The organism is Streptomyces sp. NBC_00286 (genome assembly GCF_036173125.1).
Lineage (GTDB): Bacteria > Actinomycetota > Actinomycetes > Streptomycetales > Streptomycetaceae > Streptomyces.
Genome location: NZ_CP108054.1, coordinates 6,659,861 through 6,681,071, shown reverse-complemented (window position 1 = coordinate 6,681,071; position 21,211 = coordinate 6,659,861). Strand labels below are relative to the sequence as shown.

The 21,211-nt window shown below is 69.8% G+C and carries 1 pseudogene (only partly in view); it reads right to left on the bottom strand.

Going from position 1 to position 21,211, the window contains the following annotated elements:
• Positions 1-20: 20 nt before the first annotated feature.
• A pseudogene (locus tag OHT21_RS30490) lies at positions 21-21,211 on the bottom strand (non-ribosomal peptide synthase/polyketide synthase) (its annotated part continues 17,020 nt past the right edge of the window); the annotation flags it as partial.

The following is a 21,211-nucleotide window of genomic DNA, read 5'->3' as shown; positions in this document are numbered from 1 at the left end:
AGGACGTCTTCGTTCCCGCCGGTCAGCAGGACGGCCCGCTCGTCCTCGGTGAGGGGCGAGAGCTCGGCGACCAGGTCGTCGAGCCGCCCGGGTATCTGCTCCAGCAGCCGGAGGTACTGCGCGACCAGCCGTTCGACGGTCGCGTCGTCGATGCGCCGGCGGTCGTACGACAGGTCCAGGGCGAGGCCGTCGCCCACGACGACCGCGACGGAGAGCGGGTAGTTGGTGTGTTCCCGGTTGTCGATGCCCGACATCCGCAGGGTCCGGGCGTCGTCCTCGGAGCCGTCCGACGGTCCGGCGGCGGTGGCGCTGACGGGGTAGTTCTCGAAGACGAAGAGCGTCTCGAACAGCGGCGCTCCCGCATCGACGTCGCTCCAGGACTGAATCTGTGCGAGCTGGCTGTACTCGTACTGCCGCAGCTCCGTCTGCTCCTTCTGGAGCCTGTCGAGCCATGCGCCGACACGTTCCGCGTCACCGATCCGCACGCGCACGGGCAGCGTGTTGATGAAGAGACCGATCATCTCCTCGACACCGGACAGGTCGGCCGGCCGGCCGGACACGGTGGTGCCGAATACGACGTCCCGGGTGCCGCCGTGCCGGGCGAGCAGCAGCCCCCAGGCCGCCTGGGCGATGGTGTTCACGGTGAGGTGGCGCGAGCGTGCGAGGGCGGTGAGGGCGTCGGAGACGTCCCGGCCGATCGCGACCCGGTGGGTTCCCGGTTCGGAGTCGCCGTCGCTGTCCGCCCGGCCTGCGGGCCGGGCGAACGTCAGCGGCGTCGGCGACTCGAATCCGTCCAGAGCGGTCCGCCAGAAGCGCTCGGCGGCGGACGCGTCCTGCTTCCCGAGCCAGTCGATGTACTCGCGGTAGGGCCGCACCGGGCGTGCCGCGAACTCCGGGTCCCCGTAGCGGCCGAACACCTCGTTGAGTACGGCGACCAGGCTCCAGCCGTCGAGGAGCACATGGTGGAAGCTCCAGATCAGCCGGTGCACCCGCGGTGCCATCCGGACGAGGGTGACCCGCAGCAGCGGGGCCCGGGCGAAGTCGAAGCCCTCGGCCTGGTCCGCGTCCAGCAGTTCCCGCAGTCTCCGCTCCTGCTCGGCCCCGGACAGTCCCGCCAGATCGTGCCGGGTGAACGGTACCTTCACCTTGGCCCGGACGACCTGCACCGGCTGCTTGGTCTTCTCCCACAGGAAGGCCGTACGCAGGATGGGGTGGCGGTCTACGGTCTCCTGCCAGGCCCGTTCCAGGGCCCGCGGGTCCAGCTCGCCTTCGAGCAGCCACTGCGCCCGCTGGAAGTACATGCTCGACCCTGATTCGAGCAGCCCGTGGAAGAGCATTCCCTGTTGCAGGGGAGACATCGGGTAGATGTCCTCAACGTTGCCCCGACTCTGTTTCATCGGTGGTTACTCCTTGTCCAAGTCGTCGAGGGCGTCGAGCAGCGAATCGAGCTCGCCTGCCTCCAGGCCTGCCAGCGGGAAGTCGGAGGGGGTCACTCCTCCGGCCTCCGGACTGAGGCAGTGGTCGATGAGCACCCGCATCCGGGTGATGAAGTCCTCGGCGAGGCCGGTGACGGTGGCGCGGTCATGCAGGTTCGACGAGTACGTCCAGGCGACGTTGAGCCGGCCGTCGCGGACGGCGGCGTTCACGTCGAGGGTGTGCGCGCGGTGGCCGAGAAGCGACACCGGCCGGCCCGCGGGTTCGTCCACCGGGGTGAACGGTCCGTCGCCAGTGGCGGTGCCACTGGCGAGCTGTCCGAGGTAGTTGAAGGACAGCCCGGTGGGCAGCGCGGTCAGGTCGTGGGTCAGGCCGTAGCCGACGCCACGGCGGGGGACGGCGCGGAGTTGTTCCTTGACCGACTTGAGCGCGGGACCGGGTTCCTGCCCGCCCGGTTCCAGGGCGACGGGGAACAGGGAGGTGAACCAGCCGACCGTGCGGGAGACGTCGACGTCGTCGAACAACTCCTCGCGGCCGTGGCCCTCCAGGGCGACGGTCACGGTGTCCTGGCCGGTCCAGGCGGCCAGGGTCTGGGAGAGGGCGGTCAGCAGGACGTCGTTGATCTGCGTCCGGTAGGCCGCCGGCACCTCGGTCAGCAGCGCCTGCGTCTCCGCCTCGTCCAGCTCGACCGCGAGCGACTCTGCCGAGGCCAGCGTGTTCTCGCCGCCGGGGTGGTCAACGGGCAGGGCGGTGGCCGGGACGGTGTCCCAGTACGCGTCCTCCGCCGGGTCGGCCGCCTGCCGGAGACGCTTCGCCCACTCCTTGAACGAGGTGGTCTTCGCCGCGAGCGGCGCACCCTGGTAGGCGGCGGCGAGGTCTTCGAGCAGGATGCGCCAGGAGACTCCGTCGACGGCCATGTGGTGGACGACGATCAGCAGCCGGTTTCCGGGCAGGAGCACGAACCGGGCGACCGGGCCGTTCACCAGGTCCAGGCTCGCCTGAACGTCGTCCGCGGTGCGGCCGTCCGCGTCCTCCAGGCCTTGGCCGTCGGGCTCGGCGAACCACATGCGCGAGCCGTCCGACCGCAGACGCAATGCGTCATGGTGGGTGAGGAGCGTCTCCACGGCTGCGGCCAGGGCCTCCCGGTCGGCGCCTGCGACGTTCAGCAGCACCGACTGGTTGAAGTGGTCCTGCTCGGGCAGCTCCTGACCGAAGAACCAGTTCTGGATCGGGATCAGCGGTGCTTCGCCCGTCACGACGCCCTGCTCGGCCTGGACGGACTCCACCCCGGCGACCAGGGCAAGGTCGGCGATCGTGAGGTGGTCGAACACCAGCTTCGGCGTGATTCCGACCCCCCTCGCACGGGCACGCGCCACGACCTGGATCGACAGGATGGAGTCGCCGCCCAGTTCGAAGAAGTTGTCGTGGACGCCGACCCGGTCGACACCCAGCACCTCGGCCCACACCTCGGCCAGCACCAGCTCGGTACGGTCCCGGGGAGCCACGTACTCGGCGTGCACGGCCTCCGGGGCGGGCAGGGCGCGCCGGTCCAGCTTGCCGCTCGGAGTGAGCGGCAGCTTCTCCAGCACCATGACGACGGCCGGGACCATGTACTCCGGCAGGGAGCGGGCCACGAACTCCCGCAACTCCTCCTGCTCGACGAGATCCTCGCCGGCCGGGGTGACGTAGGCGACGAGTCGCTGGTCGTGGACCAGCACCACCACGTCCTGCACCGCGGGGTGTCCGGCCACGGCCGCCTCGACCTCGCCCAGCTCGATCCGGAAGCCACGCAGTTTCACCTGGTCGTCCGCGCGGCCGACGAATTCGAGCACACCCTCGGCGGTCCACCGCACCACATCACCGGTGCGGTACAACCGGTCACCCGGCCCGCTACCGAACGGGTCCGCGATGAACCGCTGGGCGGTCTGGCCCGGGCGGTGCAGATAGCCTCGGGCCACGCCGGCGCCGCCGATGAACAGTTCGCCGGAGACACCTGTCGGGACGGGTTCCATGCGCTCGTCCAGCACGTACGCCGTGGTGTTGCCGAGGGGCCCGCCGATCGGCACGCCCTGCGCTCCTTGCTCCAGTTCGGGGACGGCGTAGGTGCAGGCGAAGGTGGTCGTCTCGGTCGGGCCGTAGCCGTTGACCACCTGCAGGCCGGGTACCGCCTGCTGTGCCGCCCGCACGTGGCGGACGGACAGGGCCTCACCACCGACCAGAATCCGATCGAGGCCGGTCAGCACCGAGGGATCCTCGTCCACCACGGCGTTGAACAGGGAGGCAGTCAGCCACAGGTTCCGCACCCCGTGGCCGGAGATCAGGCCCGCGAGTTCGGACACGCCCACGACACCGGGCGGAGCGACAACCAACCGGCCGCCATTGATCAGCGCACCCCACAGTTCGAACGTCGAGGCGTCGAACGCCAAGGGCGCCAGCAGCATTTGCGTACTGTCCGGACCGAACCCGGCGTAGGTCTGACCCCACACCAGCCGCACCACCGACCGGTGCTCGACCACCACACCCTTCGGCCTGCCCGTCGAACCCGACGTGAACATCACATACGCGATGTCGTCCGGGGCCACCGCGACCGCCGGATCGGCAGTGGAGCCGGAGATGTCGTCCAGCAGCACCACCTCGGTGAACCGGTCCCGGTACGCCGCCTGCGTGACCACCAGCCGCACATCGGCGTCGGCCAGCATGAACTCGACACGGTCCGCCGGGTAGCCGGGGTCGAGCGGCACATAGCCGGCCCCGACCTTCCACACGCCGAGCAGGACCGCGGGTACTTCGGCACTGCGGTCCAGGCAGACCCCGACCAGCGAACCCGGCTCCACACCCGCCGCGATCAGCGCATGCGCCACCTGATTCGCACGGGCGTCCAGGTCCGCGTAGGAGACGGACGTCTCGCCGAACTCCACCGCCACGGCGTCCGGACGCAGATGCGCCTGTTCGGACACCAGCTCATGCACGGGCCGGCCCGGCAGGTCGACGGCGGTCGCATTCCACTGCGTAAGGAGCCGCTCCCGCTCACCCTCGGCCAGCACCGACAGGCTCGTGACCGTGGCTTCCGGCGGAGCCTCGATGAACTGCTCCAGCAGGCCGACGAAGGCCGAAGTGAGACGCTCGGCCCGCTCCGCGCTGAAGCGGGACCGGTCGTAGAACACCTCCACGCCCAGGCCGTCTCCCGGCATGACCACGACGGTGAGGGGATAGTTGGTGTGTTCGCGCAGTCCGAGTGAGGTCACGGCCACACCGTCGCCGAGGGGTTCGGCGCCGCCTTGACCGAGCGGGTAGTTCTCGAAGACGAACAGGGAGTCGAACAACGACCCGCCGGCCGGGATCTCGCTCCACCGCTGCACGTCGGCCAGCGGGGTGAACTCGAACTCACGCAACGCGGCGTGGTCGTCCTGGATGCCCTGGAGCAGGTCCGCGAGGCGGGCGTCCTCGTCCACCCGGACCCGTACGGGCAGCGTGTTGATGAACAGACCGACCATGCCTTCGACGCCGTCGAGGCCCGCCGGACGACCCGACACGGTCGTGCCGAACACCACATCCGAACCGCCACCGAACCGCGCCAGGACCAGGCCCCATGCGGCCTGCGCCACCGAGGCCACCGTCACGCGCGCCGCCCGCGCCACCGCTCCGAGACCGGCAGCGGCCTCGGCGGACAGCACCGTGCCCACCCGCCCGGGTTCTGCGTCGGGCTCCGGCAGGTTCGCCGGACGGTCCTCCGGAAGCTCCGTCGGTGTCTCGAAGCCGGACAGGGCCTCCCTCCAGTACGCCTGCGCGGCACCCAGGTCCTGTTCACCGAGCCAGCCGATGAACTCCCGGTACGGACGCACCGGTCCGGGCACCGCACCGGACTCGTACTCCGCGAACACCTCACCCAGCAGCGCGGTCGCACTCCACCCGTCCAGCAGGACGTGATGGAAACTCCACACCAGGTGGTGCACCGTGTCGGCGACGCGGATCAGCCGGACCCGCAGCAGCGGCGCGTCGGCGAAGTCGAACCCCTGTCGGCGGTCCGCGGCCACGAGTGCTTCGACCTGGGCCTCTCCGCCGGGAAGATCGATCAGCTCGTACGGGAGCTCGATCCCGGTATGCACGAGCTGCAGAGGCTTGCCGCTGTCGTCGAGCCGCACCGAGGTACGCAGGATGGGATGGCGCTCGACGGCCGACTGCCAGGCGGCCCGGAGCCTGTCGGCGTCGAGCGGTCCGTCGAGCCGCCAGTGGATCTGCTCGACGTACATGCCCGAGTCGGGCTCGGCCAGCGCGTGGAACAGCATGCCCTGCTGCAGCGGCGACAGCGGGTACACGTCCTCGACCTGACGGTCGCCGGCCACCAGCCGGTCCAGCGCCGCCTGATCCAGACCCGCCAGCGGCACGTCCGACGGCGTCAGGCCACCGGCCTCCTCGGTCAGGCAGTGCTCGATCAGCGCCCTCAGCCGGACGACGAACTCCTCGGCCAGACCCTCGACCGTCGCGCGGTCGTGCAGGTTGGACGAATAGGTCCATGCCAGGGTCAGCCGTCCGGCTGCCACGGAGCCGTTCACCTCGATCGCGAAGGCCCGCTCCCCCGTCGGGGCGGCCGGCGCGCCCATCGGCTCGTCGGCCATGCCGAAGGGGCCTCCGGCAGTACCGCCCGAGTCCATTCGGCCGAGGTAGTTGAAGGACAGTCCGGCGGGCAGGGCGGTCAGGTCGTGGGTCAGGCTGTAGCCGACACCGCGGCGCGGGACGGCGCGGAGCTGTTCCTTGACCGCCTTGAGCGCCGGGCCCGGGCCGTCGGCTCCGGGGGTGAGCGGGACGGGGAACAGGGAGGTGAACCAGCCGACCGTGCGGGAGACGTCGACGTCGTCGAACAACTCCTCGCGGCCGTGGCCCTCCAGGGCGACGGTCACGGTGTCCTGGCCGGTCCAGTCGGTCAGGGTTTGGGAAAGCGCGGTCAGCAGAGCGTCGTTGATCTGCGTCCGGTACGCCGCCGGCACCTCGGTCAGCAGTGCTCGGGTCTCGTCCTCGTCCAGCTCGACCGCGAGCGTCTCGGCGGATGTGACTGTGTTCTCGCCGCCCGGGTGGTCAGTGGGCAGGGCAGTGGTCGGGACGGTGTCCCAGTACGCGTCCTCGGCCGGGGCGGCCGCCTGCCGGAGGCGCTCGGCCCACTCCTTGAAGGAGGTGGTCTTGGGGGCCAGGGGGGCGCCCTCGTAGGCGGCGACCAGGTCTTCGAGCAGGATGCGCCAGGAGACGCCGTCGACGGCCATGTGATGGACCGCGATCAGCAGCCGGTCCTGGGACAGGAGCACGAACCGTGCCACCGGGCCGTTCACCAGGTCCAGGCTCGCCTGGACGTCGTCCGCCGTGCGGCCGTCCGCGTCCTCCAGGCCCTGGCCGTCGGGCTCGGCGAACCACTGACGCGTGCCGTCCGAGCGCAGACGCAGCGCGTCGTGATGGGTGAGCAGCGTGTCCACCGCTGCGGCCAATGTCTCCCGGTCCACGCCGGTCACATCGAGCAGCACGGACTGGTTGAAGTGGTTCCGCTCCGGCAGGTCCAGGCCGTAGAACCACGACTGGATGGGCGTGAGGGGTGCCTCGCCGGTGACGAGGCCCTGCTCCGCCTGGACGGACTCCACCCCGGCAACCGACGCCAGATCCGCCACCGTGGGGTGGTCGAACACCAGCTTCGGAGTGATCCCCACGCCCTTGGCGCGGGCCCGGGCGACCACCTGGATCGACAGGATGGAGTCGCCGCCCAGCTCGAAGAAGTTGTCGTGGACGCCGACCCGGTCGACACCCAGCACCTCGGCCCACACCTCGGCCAGCACCGCCTCGGTCTCGGTCCGCGCGGCAACGAAGCCGGTCTCCAGACCGAGCCGCCCGGTGTCCGGGTCGGGCAGGGCGCGGCGGTCCAGCTTCCCGCTCGGAGTCAGCGGCAGGGCCTCGAGTACGACGAACACCGCCGGAACCATGTACTCCGGCAGGCTCCGTACGAGGAACTCCCGCAGCTCGGCGACGCCGGGCACCGGGTTGTGCGCGGCCGGGGTCAGATAGGCGACCAGACGGTCATCCCTGACCACGACCACCGCGTCGCGGATCGCCGGGTGAGCGGCCAGTGCGGCTTCGATCTCACCGGGCTCGATACGGAAACCGCGCACCTTCACCTGATGGTCGGCCCGGCCCAGGTACTCAAGCGTCCCGTCCGCATGCCAGCGTCCCAGGTCACCCGAGCGGTACAACCGCTCACCCGCACCCGCGCCGAACGGGTCCGCGACGAACCGCTCAGCGGTCAGACCCGGCCGACCCAGATAACCACGGGCCACACCAAGGCCGCCCACACAGATCTCACCCGCGACACCGACCGGCACCGGCTCCAGCCGGTCGTCCAGCACATACACCCGCACATTCGGAATACCCCGGCCCACCAACGGCCGCGACTCACCGTCCGGTACGTCCGCCCACGTGACGTGCACCGTCGTCTCCGTGATGCCGAACATGTTCACCAGACCGGGCCCGTCCGGCCCCGCCTCGGCGAACCACTCCCGGACATGTCCGAGCTCCAGCGCTTCCCCACCGAAGACGATCCACCGCAGATCCGAGGACGCCATCCGGCCCGAGTGCACCGCCGCCCGGGCCACCTGAGCGAACATCGACGGCGTCTGGTTCAACACCGTCACACCCTCGCCCACCAGCAGACCCCACAGGCTGTCAGGCGAACGAGTCAGCGCACGCGGCACCACCACCACACGCCCACCCGACACCAACGCGCCCCACAACTCCCACACCGAGAAGTCAAAGGCGTAGGAGTGGAACAACGACCACACATCATCCGACCCGAACCCGAACCGCTCCCGCGTCCCCGCCAGCAGATTCACCACATTCCGGTGCTCGACCAGCACACCCTTCGGCCGCCCCGTCGAACCCGACGTGTAGATCACATACGCCACATCACCCGGCGCAACCTCAACCCCCAACGGGGCACCGGACTCCGCCCCCACCCCGGCGTCACCGTCGACGACGAACACCTCGCCCCCGAAGCCGGCCAGCTCCGGCAGACGCTCCACGAACTCGTCCTCGACCAGCAGCAGTTCCGCACCCGAGTCGGCCAGCATGAACGCCAGACGATCCGCCGGATACTCCGGATCCAGCGGCACATAACCCGCACCCGCCTTCAACACCGCCAGCAGCACCACCGGCAACCGCTCCGAACGCCCCACACACACGCCCACCAACGAACCCGCACCCACACCACGCGACCGCAACACCCGCGCCAGCCGATTCGCCCACGCATCCAGCTCCCCATACGACAACACCCGGCCCTCGAAGGAGACAGCCGCCGCATCCGGAGCCAGCCGAGCCCGCTCCGCCACCAGCTCGTGAACCAGCCCCGGACGCACCTCCACAGCCGCGTCGTTCCACGAGGTGAGCAGTTGCAGACGGTCCTGGGGTGCGAGGACGGACAGCTCGTCCACCGGCATGCGCGACACATCGGCGGAGGCCAGTTCGGTGAGCAGGCGGAAGTAGGAGTTGAGGACGCGTTCGATCGCTGCGGCGTCGAACCTCCGCTCGTCGTAGAAGGCGTGGACCGTTATGCCGTCACCGGGGACGGCGACGACCGTCAGCGGGTAGTTGGTGTGCCCTCGGGACTCCACGACCTCGAAGGTCAGGGTTTGCCGTTGGACGGCGTCCGGCGCGGCGCTGAGCGGGAAGTTTTCGTAGACGAAGAGTGTCTCGAACAACGGGTCGCCGGCCGGGACGTCGCTCCACCGCTGCACGTCGGCCAGCGGGCTGTACTCGTACTGCCGCAGCTCCGCCTGCTCGGCCTGGAGGCGCTGCAACCAGTCTTCGACCGGCTCGCGGTCGTCCACCTGTACCCGCACGGGAAGCGTGTTGATGAACAGGCCCACCATGCTTTCGACGCCGTCGAGGCCCGCGGGACGGCCCGACACCGTCGTCCCGAACACCACGTCCCGGCGACCGCTGTAGCGCGACAGCAACAGACCCCACGCCCCCTGAGCCAGGGTGCTCAGCGTCAAGCGCTGCGAACGCGCCAGGCGGGCCAGCCCGTTCAACGTCTCGGCGGGGAGGCGGACTTCTCCCATACCCACGCGGCCCTTTCCGGGCCCGTCGTCGGGCCAGGGCGCGGTACCCGGGTCGAACGGGGTGACTTCCTCGAAGCCCGCGAGTCGCCGCCGCCAGAACTCCTCGGCCGCGTCCAGGTCCTGCTCGCCGAGCCAGCCGAGGTAGTCGCGGAACGGCCGCACATGCTCGTCGCCGCCGGCACTCGGCCGCTCGTACCAGGCGAACACGTCCCGCAGCACCGTACTGAGGCTCCAGCCGTCCAGCAGGATGTGATGGAAGCTCCACACCAGGTGATACGTCGACGCGTCGAGACGGACCAAACGGATCCGGAAGAGCGGACCGGTGTCGAAGGCGAAGCCGCGTAGCCGGTCGGCCGTCACGAGCTCGGCGATCCGGGAGTCGCGCTCGTCCTCGCCGAGACCGCTCCAGTCGATGAGGTCGAAGGGGACCTCGAAACGGCGGTGCACGAACTGCAGGGGTGCGCCGGTGTCGGTGCCGATCGTCGTCCGCAGCACCGGGTGCCGTTCCATCACGGCCTGCCAGGCGTGGCGGAGGCGGTCGCCATCGAGTTCGCCGTGGACGCGCCAGTGGATCTGCTCGACGTACAGGCCCGAGTCGGGTTCGGCCAGCGCGTGGAACAGCATGCCCTGCTGCAGCGGCGACAACGGGTACACGTCCTCGACCTGGCGGTCGGCGAGCACGTCCAGAGCGCCCTGGTCCAGGCCGGCCAGCGGCACATCCGACGGCGTCAGACCACCGGCGTTTCCGGCCAGGCAGTGCTCGATCAGCGCCCGAAGCCGGGTCATGAACTCCTCCGCCAGCCCGGCCACCGTCGCACGGTCATGCAGATTCGACGAATACGTCCAACCGACACTCAACCGCCCACCGGAGACCGCGCCGTTCACCTCGACCAGATGCGCACGCACACCCGACTCGGCCGTCATCGCACCGGCCGGTTCCGCCACCACACCCAGCGGACCATCCGAGGTCACCGCGTCGAACTGGCCCAGATAGTTGAACGACAACCCGGCCGGCAGCGCGGTCAAGTCGTGGGTCAGGCCGTAGCCGACACCACGACGCGGGACGGCGCGGAGCTGTTCCTTGACCGCCTTCAGCGACGCACCAGGACCATCGGCGCCCGGGGTGAGCGCGACCGGGAAGAGAGAAGTGAACCAGCCGACGGTGCGGGAGACGTCGACGTCGTCGAACAACTCCTCACGGCCGTGACCCTCCAGCGCGACGGTCACGGTCTCCTGGCCGGTCCAGCCGGCCAACGTCTGCGCGAGCGCGGTCAGCAGCACGTCGTTGATCTGCGTCCGGTACGCCGCCGGCACCTCCGTCAGCAACGCCTGCGTCTCCGCCTCGTCCAGCTCGACCGCCACCGACTCGGCGGAGGCGACCGTGTTTTCACCGCCCGGGTGATCAACGGGCAGGGGAGCGGCCGGGATTGTGTTCCAGTACGTGTCCTCGGCGGGGTCCCCGACGGTCTGCAGACGGGTGGCCCACTCCTTGAACGAGGTCGTCTTCGCCGGCAGCGGGGCACCTTCGCAAGCGGCGGCCAGGTCCTCCAGCAGGATCCGCCACGACACTCCGTCCACGGCCATGTGGTGGACCGCGATCAGCAGCCGGTCCCCGGACAGGAGCACGAACCGCGCCACCGGGCCGGTCACCAGATCCAGGCTCGCCTGGACATCGTCCGCGGTGCGGCCGTCCGCATCCTCCAGACCCTGGCCGTCAGGCTCGGCGAACCACTGACGGGTGCCGTCCGAGCGCAGACGCAGCGCATCGTGGTGGGTGAACAGGGTCCGGACGGCAGTGTCGAGCGCCTGCCGGTCCACGCCGGTCACATCGAGGAGGACCGACTGGTTGAAGTGGTTCCGCTCCGGCAGATCCAGACCGTAGAACCACGACTGGATCGGCGTAAGAGGCGCCTCACCGGTGACGACGCCCTGCTCCGCCTGGACAGCCTCCACCCCGGCGACCAGGGCAAGGTCCGCGACCGTGGGGTGGTCGAACACCAGCTTCGGAGTGATCCCCACACCCCTCGCGCGAGCACGCGCCACGACCTGGATGGACAGGATCGAATCCCCGCCCAACTCGAAGAAGTTGTCGTGGACACCGACCCGTTCGACACCCAGCACCTCGGCCCACACCTCGGCCAGCACCGCCTCGGTCTCGGTCCGCGCGGCCACGAAGCCGGTCTCCAGACCGAGCCGCCCGGTGTCCGGGTCGGGCAGGGCGCGGCGGTCCAGCTTCCCGCTCGGAGTCAGCGGCAGGGCTTCGAGCACGACGAACACCGCCGGAACCATGTACTCCGGCAGGCTCTGTCCGGCGTATTCGCGCAGCTCCGCCACGCCGGGAAGCGTGTCGCCCGCGGGCGTCAGGTAGGCCACCAGCTGCTGCCTGCGGACCACGACGACCGCGTCGCGGACCGCCGGGTGGGAGGCCAGGAACGCTTCGATCTCGCCGGGCTCCACCCGGAACCCGCGTACCTTGACCTGGTCGTCCAGCCGGCCCAGGAACTCGATCACTCCGTCCGGCCGGTACCGGGCCAGGTCACCGGTCCGGTAGAGCCGCGCTCCCGCAACGCCGCCGAACGGGTCGGCGACGAAACGCTCCGCGGTCAGGCCCGGGCGGCCCACATAGCCCCGCGCGATTCCCACTCCACCGATGAACAGCTCACCCGGTACGCCCGGCGGGACCGGCTCCATCGCGTCGTCGAGAATGTAGATGTCGGTGTTGGCGATCGGCCGCCCGATGGGCACCAGCACCCCCGGTGTGCCCGGTTCGCAGGCCGAGAAGATCATCGCGATCGTCGCCTCGGTCGGACCGTAGCCGTCGTGGAGTTCCGCGCCGGACACCGCGCCGAACCGGTCCACGAGCCGGGTGGTCAGTGCCTCGCCCATGCAGAACACCAGCCGCAGCCGCGTCGGCGGGGTGAAGCCGTAGTCCAGCAGTGCCTCCAGCATCGAGGGCACGAAGTGAAGCACCGTGATCCGCTCGTCGGCGACCGCCTGCGCGAGGTATCCGGCGTCGGCGTGGCCGCCCGGGCGCGCCATCACCACGACGGAGCCCGCCGCCAGGGGCCAGAACAGATCCAGTACCGAGACGTCGAACGTCAGCGGCGTCTTCTGCATGACCCGGTCCTCGTCCGACAGCGGGTACCGGTCCTGCAGGGACAGCACACGCCGCACCAGGCCCCCGTGTTCGACGGCCACGCCCTTGGGCCTGCCCGTCGAGCCCGAGGTGTAGATCACGTACGCCACGTCGTCGGGGGCCACCGTCACATCCGGGGCGGAGGCCGGTCCGTCGATCTCCTCCACCGGGAGGACGACGCCGTCGAACGCGGGCATGCGGTCCACCAGCGAGCACGCGGTCACCAACACGTCCACGCCTGCGTCGGTCACGATGAACTCGAGGCGATCGGCCGGGTAATCCGGGTCGAGGGGAACGTAGCCGGCGCCGGCCTTCCATACGCCCAGCAGGACCGACACCACGTCGAGCCCGCGTTCCAGGCAGACGCCCACCAGCGACCCGGCACCCACACCGGCGTCGACGAGTGCGTGTGCCACCGAGTTGGCCCGTGCGTCCAGCTCCGCGTACGACATCCGGGCACCCGCGAACTCCACTGCGGTCGCGTCCGCCGCGAGCCGGGCCCGTTCCGCGATCACCTCGTGCAGCAGGAGATCGCCCGGGTAGTCGACGGCCGTGTCGTTCCACTCCCACAGCACCCGTCGGCGCTCGTCCTCGCCGAGCAGCGACAGTCCGGCGATCGGTGCCTCGAGCGACGCGGCGGCGATCTGCTCCAGCAGTTCGACGTAGGCGGCGCCCAGACGGTCGATGTCGTCGCCGTGGAATCGGTCCTGGTCGTAGAACATCTGGACCGACAGGGCGTCGCCGGGCATGACGATGGCCGTCAACGGATAGTTGGTCTGCTCCGTCATGGGCAGCGGGGTGATGTCGAGGCCGTTGTCCGCCGGGTCGCCTTCGACGCTGCCGAGCGGGTAGTTCTCGAAGACGAACAGCGACTCGAACAGCGGCTCACCGGCCGGGATCTCGCTCCATCGCTGTACGTCGGCCAGCGGACTGTATTCGTACTGGCGCAGTTCGAGCTGCTCGCGCTGGAGGTGTTCCAGCCATTCGCCCACGGAGGTTCCGCTGTCGACACGGACCCGCACGGGAAGCGTGTTGATGAACAGGCCCACCATGCTCTCCACACCGGCGAGCGCGGGCGGTCGGCCGGAGACCGTGGCACCGAAGACCACGTCCTGACTGCGGCTGTACCTGGACAGCAGCAGGGCCCACACGCCCTGGGTGAGGGTGTTGAGGGTCAGGCCGCGGGCCCGTGCGAGGTCGGCCAGGGCCGCGGTGGTACGCGTCGGCAGGGTCGTCCCGAAGATGCCGGGGCCGGTGTGCCCGCCTTCGGATGCGGCGGATCGCTCGATGCCCAGCTGGGTCACCGAGGAGAATCCGGCGAACTTCTCCCGCCAGTACGTCTCCGCGGCATGCAGGTCCTGATCCTGCAGCCAGGCGATGTAGTCACGGTACGGCCGCACCGCAGCGTCGCCGACGCTGCCGGAGCCGTACCGGGTGAACACCTCGCCGAGGACGGAGGACAGGCTCCAGCCGTCGAGCAGGATGTGATGGAACGTGCAGAGGACATGGTGACCCGAGTCCTCCGTGCGCATCACGCGGACGCGCACGAGCGGAGCGGTCGCCAGCTCGAACCCGCGGCGGCGGTCGGCCTCGTTCAGGCGGTCGACCTCGGCCTCGGGGTTCTCGGCCCCTCGCAGGTCGAGCATTTCGAACGGTATGCGTACGTCGGCCCGGACCACCTGCAGCGGCCGCTCGGCCTGCTCCCATGCGAACGAGCTGCGCAGAATGGGGTGGGCGTCCACGGTGGCCTGCCAGGCGTGGCGGAGGCGGTCGGCGTCGAGTTCGCCGTGGACGCGCCAGTGGATCTGCTCGACGTACAGGCCGGAGTCGGGTTCGGCCAGGGCGTGGAACAGCATGCCCTGCTGCAGCGGCGACAACGGGTACACGTCCTCGACCTGGCGGTCGGCGAGCACGTCCAGAGCGCCCTGGTCCAGGCCGGCCAGCGGCACATCCGACGGCGTCAGACCACCGGCGTTTCCGGCCAGGCAGTGCTCGATCAGCGCGCGAAGCCGGGTCATGAACTCCTCGGCCAGCCCGGCGACCGTCGCACGGTCATGCAGGTTCGACGAATACGTCCAACCGACACTCAACCGCCCACCGGAGACCGCGCCGTTCACCTCGACCAGGTGCGCACGGACACCCGACTCGGCCGTCATCGCACCGGCCGGTTCCGCCACCACACCCAGCGGACCGTCCGAGGTCACCGCGTCGAACTGGCCCAGATAGTTGAACGACAACCCGCCCGGCAGCGCGGTCAGATCGTGGGTCAGGCCGTAGCCGACACCACGCCGCGGGACGGCACGGAGCTGTTCCTTGACCGCCTTCAGCGCCGCACCCGGACCGTCCGCTGCGGGGGTGAGCGGGACCGGGAACAGGGAGGTGAACCAGCCGACCGTGCGGGAGACGTCGACGTCGTCGAACAACTCCTCACGGCCGTGACCCTCCAGCGCGACGGTCACGGTCTCCTGGCCGGTCCAGCCGGCCAACGTCTGCGCGAGCGCGGTCAGCAGCACGTCGTTGATCTGCGTCCGGTACGCCGCCGGCACCTCCGTCAGCAACGCCTGCGTCTCCGCCTCGTCCAGCTCGACCGCCACCGACTCGGCGGAGGCGACCGTGTTTTCACCGCCCGGGTGATCAACGGGCAGGGGAGCGGCCGGGATTGTGTTCCAGTACGTGTCCTCGGCGGGGTCCCCGACGGTCTGCAGACGGGTGGCCCACTCCTTGAACGAGGTCGTCTTCGCCGGCAGCGGGGCACCTTCGCAAGCGGCGGCCAGGTCCTCCAGCAGGATCCGCCACGACACTCCGTCCACGGCCATGTGGTGGACCGCGATCAGCAGCCGGTCCCCGGACAGGAGCACGAACCGCGCCACCGGGCCGGTCACCAGATCCAGGCTCGCCTGGACATCGTCCGCGGTGCGGCCGTCCGCATCCTCCAGACCCTGGCCGTCAGGCTCGGCGAACCACTGACGGGTGCCGTCCGAGCGCAGACGCAATGCATCGTGGTGCGCGAGCAAGGTCTGAACGGCAGTGTCGAGCGCCTGCCGGTCCACGCCGGTCACATCGAGCAGGACCGACTGGTTGAAGTGGTTCCGCTCCGGCAGATCCAGACCGTAGAACCACGACTGGATCGGCGTAAGAGGCGCCTCACCGGTGACGACGCCCTGCTCCGCCTGGACAGCCTCCACCCCGGCGACCAGGGCCAGGTCGGCGACGTTCGGGTGGTCGAACACCAGCTTGGGGGTGATGCCGACACCCCTCGCGCGGGCACGCGCCACGACCTGGATGGACAGGATGGAGTCGCCGCCCAGCTCGAAGAAGTTGTCGTGGACACCGACCCGGTCGACACCCAGCACCTCGGCCCACACCTCGGCCAGGACCGCCTCGGTCTCGGTCCGGGCCGCAACGTACGTCGCGTGGGGGGCGGCAGGTGCGGGGAGTGCGCGGCGGTCGAGTTTCCCACCCGGGGTCCGGGGGAACGCCTCGAGCCTCATATAGATCGCCGGGACCATGTGCTCGGGCAGCGTCCGCTGCAACCCCGCACGCAACTCCTCGTCCGCCACCCCAGCCGACTCGATCAGATAGGCCACGAGCCGGCCGTCGCGGACGGTGACGGCGGCGTCCCGGATACCGGGGTGGCGGGTGAGGGCGGCCTCGATCTCGCCCAACTCGACCCGGAAGCCCCGCAGTTTCACCTGGTCGTCCGCGCGGTCGATGTACTCCAACGTGCCATCCGCCAGCCGGCGCACCAGGTCACCGGTCCGATACAACCGGCCCCCCGGCACCCCGCCGAACGGATCCGCCACGAACCGTTGCGCGGTCAGACCCGGCCGGCCCAGATAGCCACGCGTCACACCATGACCACCCACGAACAGCTCACCGGCGACACCGACCGGAACCGGTTCCATCCGCCCGTCCAGCACATACAGCCGGGTATTGGGCAACGGACGACCGATCGGCACACTCACCGCCGTCACCGGCCCGTCCACCGGCATCACCGACACACACACCGTGCCCTCAGTCGGCCCGTACGCATTGACGAACCGAGCCTGCGGGAACTTTGCGGCCAGCTGCGGCGAGCACTTCTCACCCCCCGCGATCACCACCCGCACACCCGGCAGCTCATCGACCACCGACAGCACCGACGGCGGCAGCATCACATGCGAGATCCCCTCCGCCACGACCTGACCCACCAGCTCATCGGCGGCAAACCCATGCCCGCGCCGGCTCAGACACAGTGCACCACCCCAGGCCAGCGCCATGAACGTCTCCCACACCGCACCGTCGAAACTCGGCGAGGAGAACTGCAACACCCGCGCATCCGGGCCCAGATTGAAGTCGGCACCCGCCGCACCGATCAGGTTCGCCAGACCCCCGTGCTCGACCAGCACACCCTTCGGCCGCCCCGTCGAACCCGACGTATAAATCACATACGCCACATCCGACGACCCCACCTCCACCGCGGCAACCGGCCCGGCAGGAGCGGACAGGTCCAGGTCCGCTCCGTCGACCAGCAGGACATCCGCGTCATGCTCCGGAAGCCGCTCCACCAACTCGCCGTGGGTGACCAGCAGCTGCGCGCCGCTGTCCGTCAGCATGAAGCGCAGCCGGCCGGCCGGATACTCCGGATCCAGCGGCACGAAAGCCGCACCCGCCTTCAGCACCGCCAGCCACACCACCGGCACATCCACCGACCGCCGCAAACACACACCGACCAGCGAACCCGCACCCACACCACGCGACCGCAACACCCACGCCAACCGGTCCGCCCGCGCCACCAACTCCCCATACGACAACGTGACATCGCCGAAACGGACCGCCACCCCGTCCCCGGGCTGAGCGGACACCCACTCATGCACCAGACCCGGCCGAACCTCCACAGCCGTGTCGTTCCACCCCACCACCAGACGAGCACGCTCATCGTCAGAAAGCACCGACAGCTCATCGACCGGAACATCCGGCGCGGCCACCAACTGCTCCAGCAGCCGCTCATACGCACCCGCCAGCCACTCGACCGCCCCGGCATCGAACCGACGCGGATCGAACAACAGCTGCAACGCCATCCGTTCACCCGGCATGACCACCGCGGTCAGCGGATAGTTCGTGTGCTCCCGCACCCCCGCCGGAACAACCCGCACCCCATCCGACGAACCCGTACCGCTCTGGCCCAGCGGATAGTTCTCGAACACGAACAACGACTCGAACAACGGCTCACCGGCCGCCACATCACTCCACCGCTGCACATCCGCCAACGGCGCATAGTCGAACCGCCGCAACTCCGCCTGATCCCGGTGCACCCGCTCCACCAGATCCAGCACCGAACCGTCACCCGTCTGAACGCGCACCGGGAGCGTGTTGATGAACAGACCCACCATGCCCTCGACACCCGCAAGATCAGCCGGCCGACCGGACACCGTCGTCCCGAACACCACATCCCGCTCACCACTGACCCGCGCCAGCAACAACGCCCACGCCGCCTGCACCACCGCATTCACCGTCACCCGACGCGAACGCGCCAACACCGACAACGCCGATGAGGTGTCCGCGCTCAAGACGACACCGTGGGTGCGGGGCTCGACTTCCGGTCCGGCGGCCGGGCGGTCGATGCCCAGGGGGGTCGACTCGGTGAAGCCGGCCAGGGCCCCACGCCAGTACGTCTCCGCGGCATCAGCGTCCTGCTCGTCCAGCCATCCGATGAACTCCCGATACGGACGCCGTACGACGGACTCGACGCTGCCGGCGAAGACATCGGCGAGGACCGTGCTGGTGCTCCACCCGTCGAGCAGGATGTGGTGGAACGACCACACCAACACGTGGGCCTCGGAGGACTCCCGTACGAGGTGGACCCGCATCAGCGGCGGCGCACTCAAGTCGAAGCCACGGACACGGTCCGCGTCGAGCAGGCCCTGCAACCAGGCCTCTTGCTCGGCCTCCGGCAGTCCTGAGACGTCATGGAACTCGAACGGAACGTCCTGCCCGCGACGCACCACCTGAAGGGGCCGCGGTACTCCTTCCCACACGAATCCCGTGCGCAGGATGGCGTGTTGGTCCATCGCCTTCTGCCAGGCGGCGCGCATCCGGTCGATGTCCAGGTCGCCTTCGAGCCGCCAGTGGATCTGCTCGACATACAGGCCGGAGTCGGGCTCGGCCAGCGCGTGGAACAACATGCCGTGCTGCAGCGGCGACAGCGGATACACGTCCTCGACCTGGCGATCGCCGCCCACCAGCCGGTCCAGCGACGCCTGGTCCAAGCGTGCCAGCGGCACGTCCGACGGAGTCAGGCCACCGGCCTCCTCGGTCAGGCAATGCTCGATCAACTCCCGCAACCGGATCAGGAACTCGTCCGCCAGCCCCTCGACCGTCGGGCGGTCATGGAGGTGGGCCGAATAGGTCCACGTGACGCTCAGACGGCCACCGGAGACCGCGGCGTTGACCTCGACCAGGTGCGCTCGGCGACCCGTTGCGGCTTCCGCCGCACCTGAGGGTTCGTTGACCGTGTCGAAGCCCTCGGTGTCGAACTGCCCGAGGTAGTTGAAGGACAGCCCGGTGGGCAGGGCGGTCAGGTCGTGGGTCAGGCCGTAGCCGACACCGCGCCGTGGGACGGCCCGCAGTTGCTCCTTGACCGCCTTCAGCGCGGTGGCCGGGCGATCAGCGCCCGGGGTGAGCGCGACCGGGAACAGGGAGGTGAACCAGCCGACCGTGCGGGAGACGTCGACGTCGTCGAACAGTTCCTCGCGGCCGTGCCCCTCCAGCGCGACCGAAACGGACTCCTGCCGCGTCCATGTCGCCAGGGTCTGGGCCAGCGCGGTCAGCAGGACGTCGTTGATCTGCGTCCGGTAGACCGCGGGCACCTGTGTCAGCAGCGCCCGTGTCGTCTCCTCGTCCAGCTCGACCGCAACCGACTCGGCGGAGGCGACGGTGTTGTCGCCGGCGGGGCGGTCGACGGGCAGTTCGGTGACCGGGACGCTGTCCCAGTACTCGTCTTCCGAGGGGTCACTGGCCTGCCGGAGGCGCTTCGCCCACTCCTTGAACGAGGTGGTCTTGGGGGCCAGCGACGCGCCGCTCCTGGCGGCGGCGAGGTCTTCGAGCAGGATCCGCCAGGAGACCCCGTCCACGGCCATGTGGTGAATGGCGATCAGCAGCCGGTCCCCAGGCAGGAGCACGAACCGCGCGACCGGGCCGTTCACCAGGTCCAGGCTCGCCTGAACATCGTCCGCGGTGCGGCCGTCCGCGTCCTCCAGGCCCTGACCGTCGGGCTCGGCAAACCACAGCCGCGAGCCGTCCGACCGCAGACGCAGCGCATCGTGATGGGTGATCAGGGTCCGAACGGCCGCATCGAGGGCAGCACGGTCGGCACCGGTCACGTCGAGCAGTACGGATTGGTTGAAGTGGTTCCGCTCCGGCAGGTCCAGGCCGTAGAACCACGACTGGATGGGCGTCAGCGGTGCCTCGCCGGTGACGAGGCCCTGCTCCGCCTGGACGGACTCCACCCCGGCAACCGACGCCAGGGCACCGACCGTGGGGTGGTCGAACACCAGCTTCGGAGTGATTCCGACCCCCCTCGCACGAGCACGCGCCACGACCTGGATCGACAGGATCGAATCCCCGCCCAGCTCGAAGAAGTTGTCGTGCACGCCGACCCGGTCGACACCCAGCACCTCGGCCCACACCTCGGCCAGGACCGCCTCGGTCTCGGTCCGCGCGGCAACGAACTCGGCGTGCACGGCCTCAGGGGCAGGAAGCGCCCGACGGTCCAGCTTTCCGCTCGGAGTCAGCGGCAGTTTCTCCAGCACCATGACGACGGCCGGGACCATGTACTCCGGCAGGGAGCGGGCCACGAACTCCCGCAACTCCTCCTGCTCGACCAGACCCTCGCCGGCCGGGGTGACGTAGGCGATGAGTCGCTGGTCGTGGACCATCACCACCGCGTCACGAACCGCGGGGTGTCCGGCCACAGCCGCCTCGACCTCGCCCGGCTCGATCCGGAAACCACGCAACTTCACCTGATCGTCGACACGGCCGACGAACTCCAGCACACCCTGAGCCGTCCACCGCACCACATCACCGGTCCGGTACAACCTGCCGCCACCGAACGGACTGGTCAAAAACCGCTCAGCGGTCAGCTCCGGACGGTTCAGATAACCCCGCGCCACACCCGGGCCACCGATGAACAACTCCCCCGCCACACCGACCGGAACCGGCTCCATCCGGCCGTCCAACACGAACACCGAGGTGTTACCGATCGGCCGGCCGATCGGCACCGACACCGTCCCCTCCGCCAGCGGAGGAACCACATACGTGCAAGCGAAGGTGGTCGTCTCGGTCGGGCCGTAGCCGTTGACCACCTGCAGGGCGGGTACCGCCTGCTGTGCCGCCCGCACATGGCGGACGGACAGGGCCTCACCACCGACCAGAATCCGATCGAGGCCGGTCAGCACCGAGGGATCCTCGTCCACCACGGCGTTGAACAGAGAGGCAGTCAGCCACAGATTCCGCACCCCGTGACCGGAGATCAGCCCCGCGAGCTCCGACACGCCCACCACACCGGGCGGGG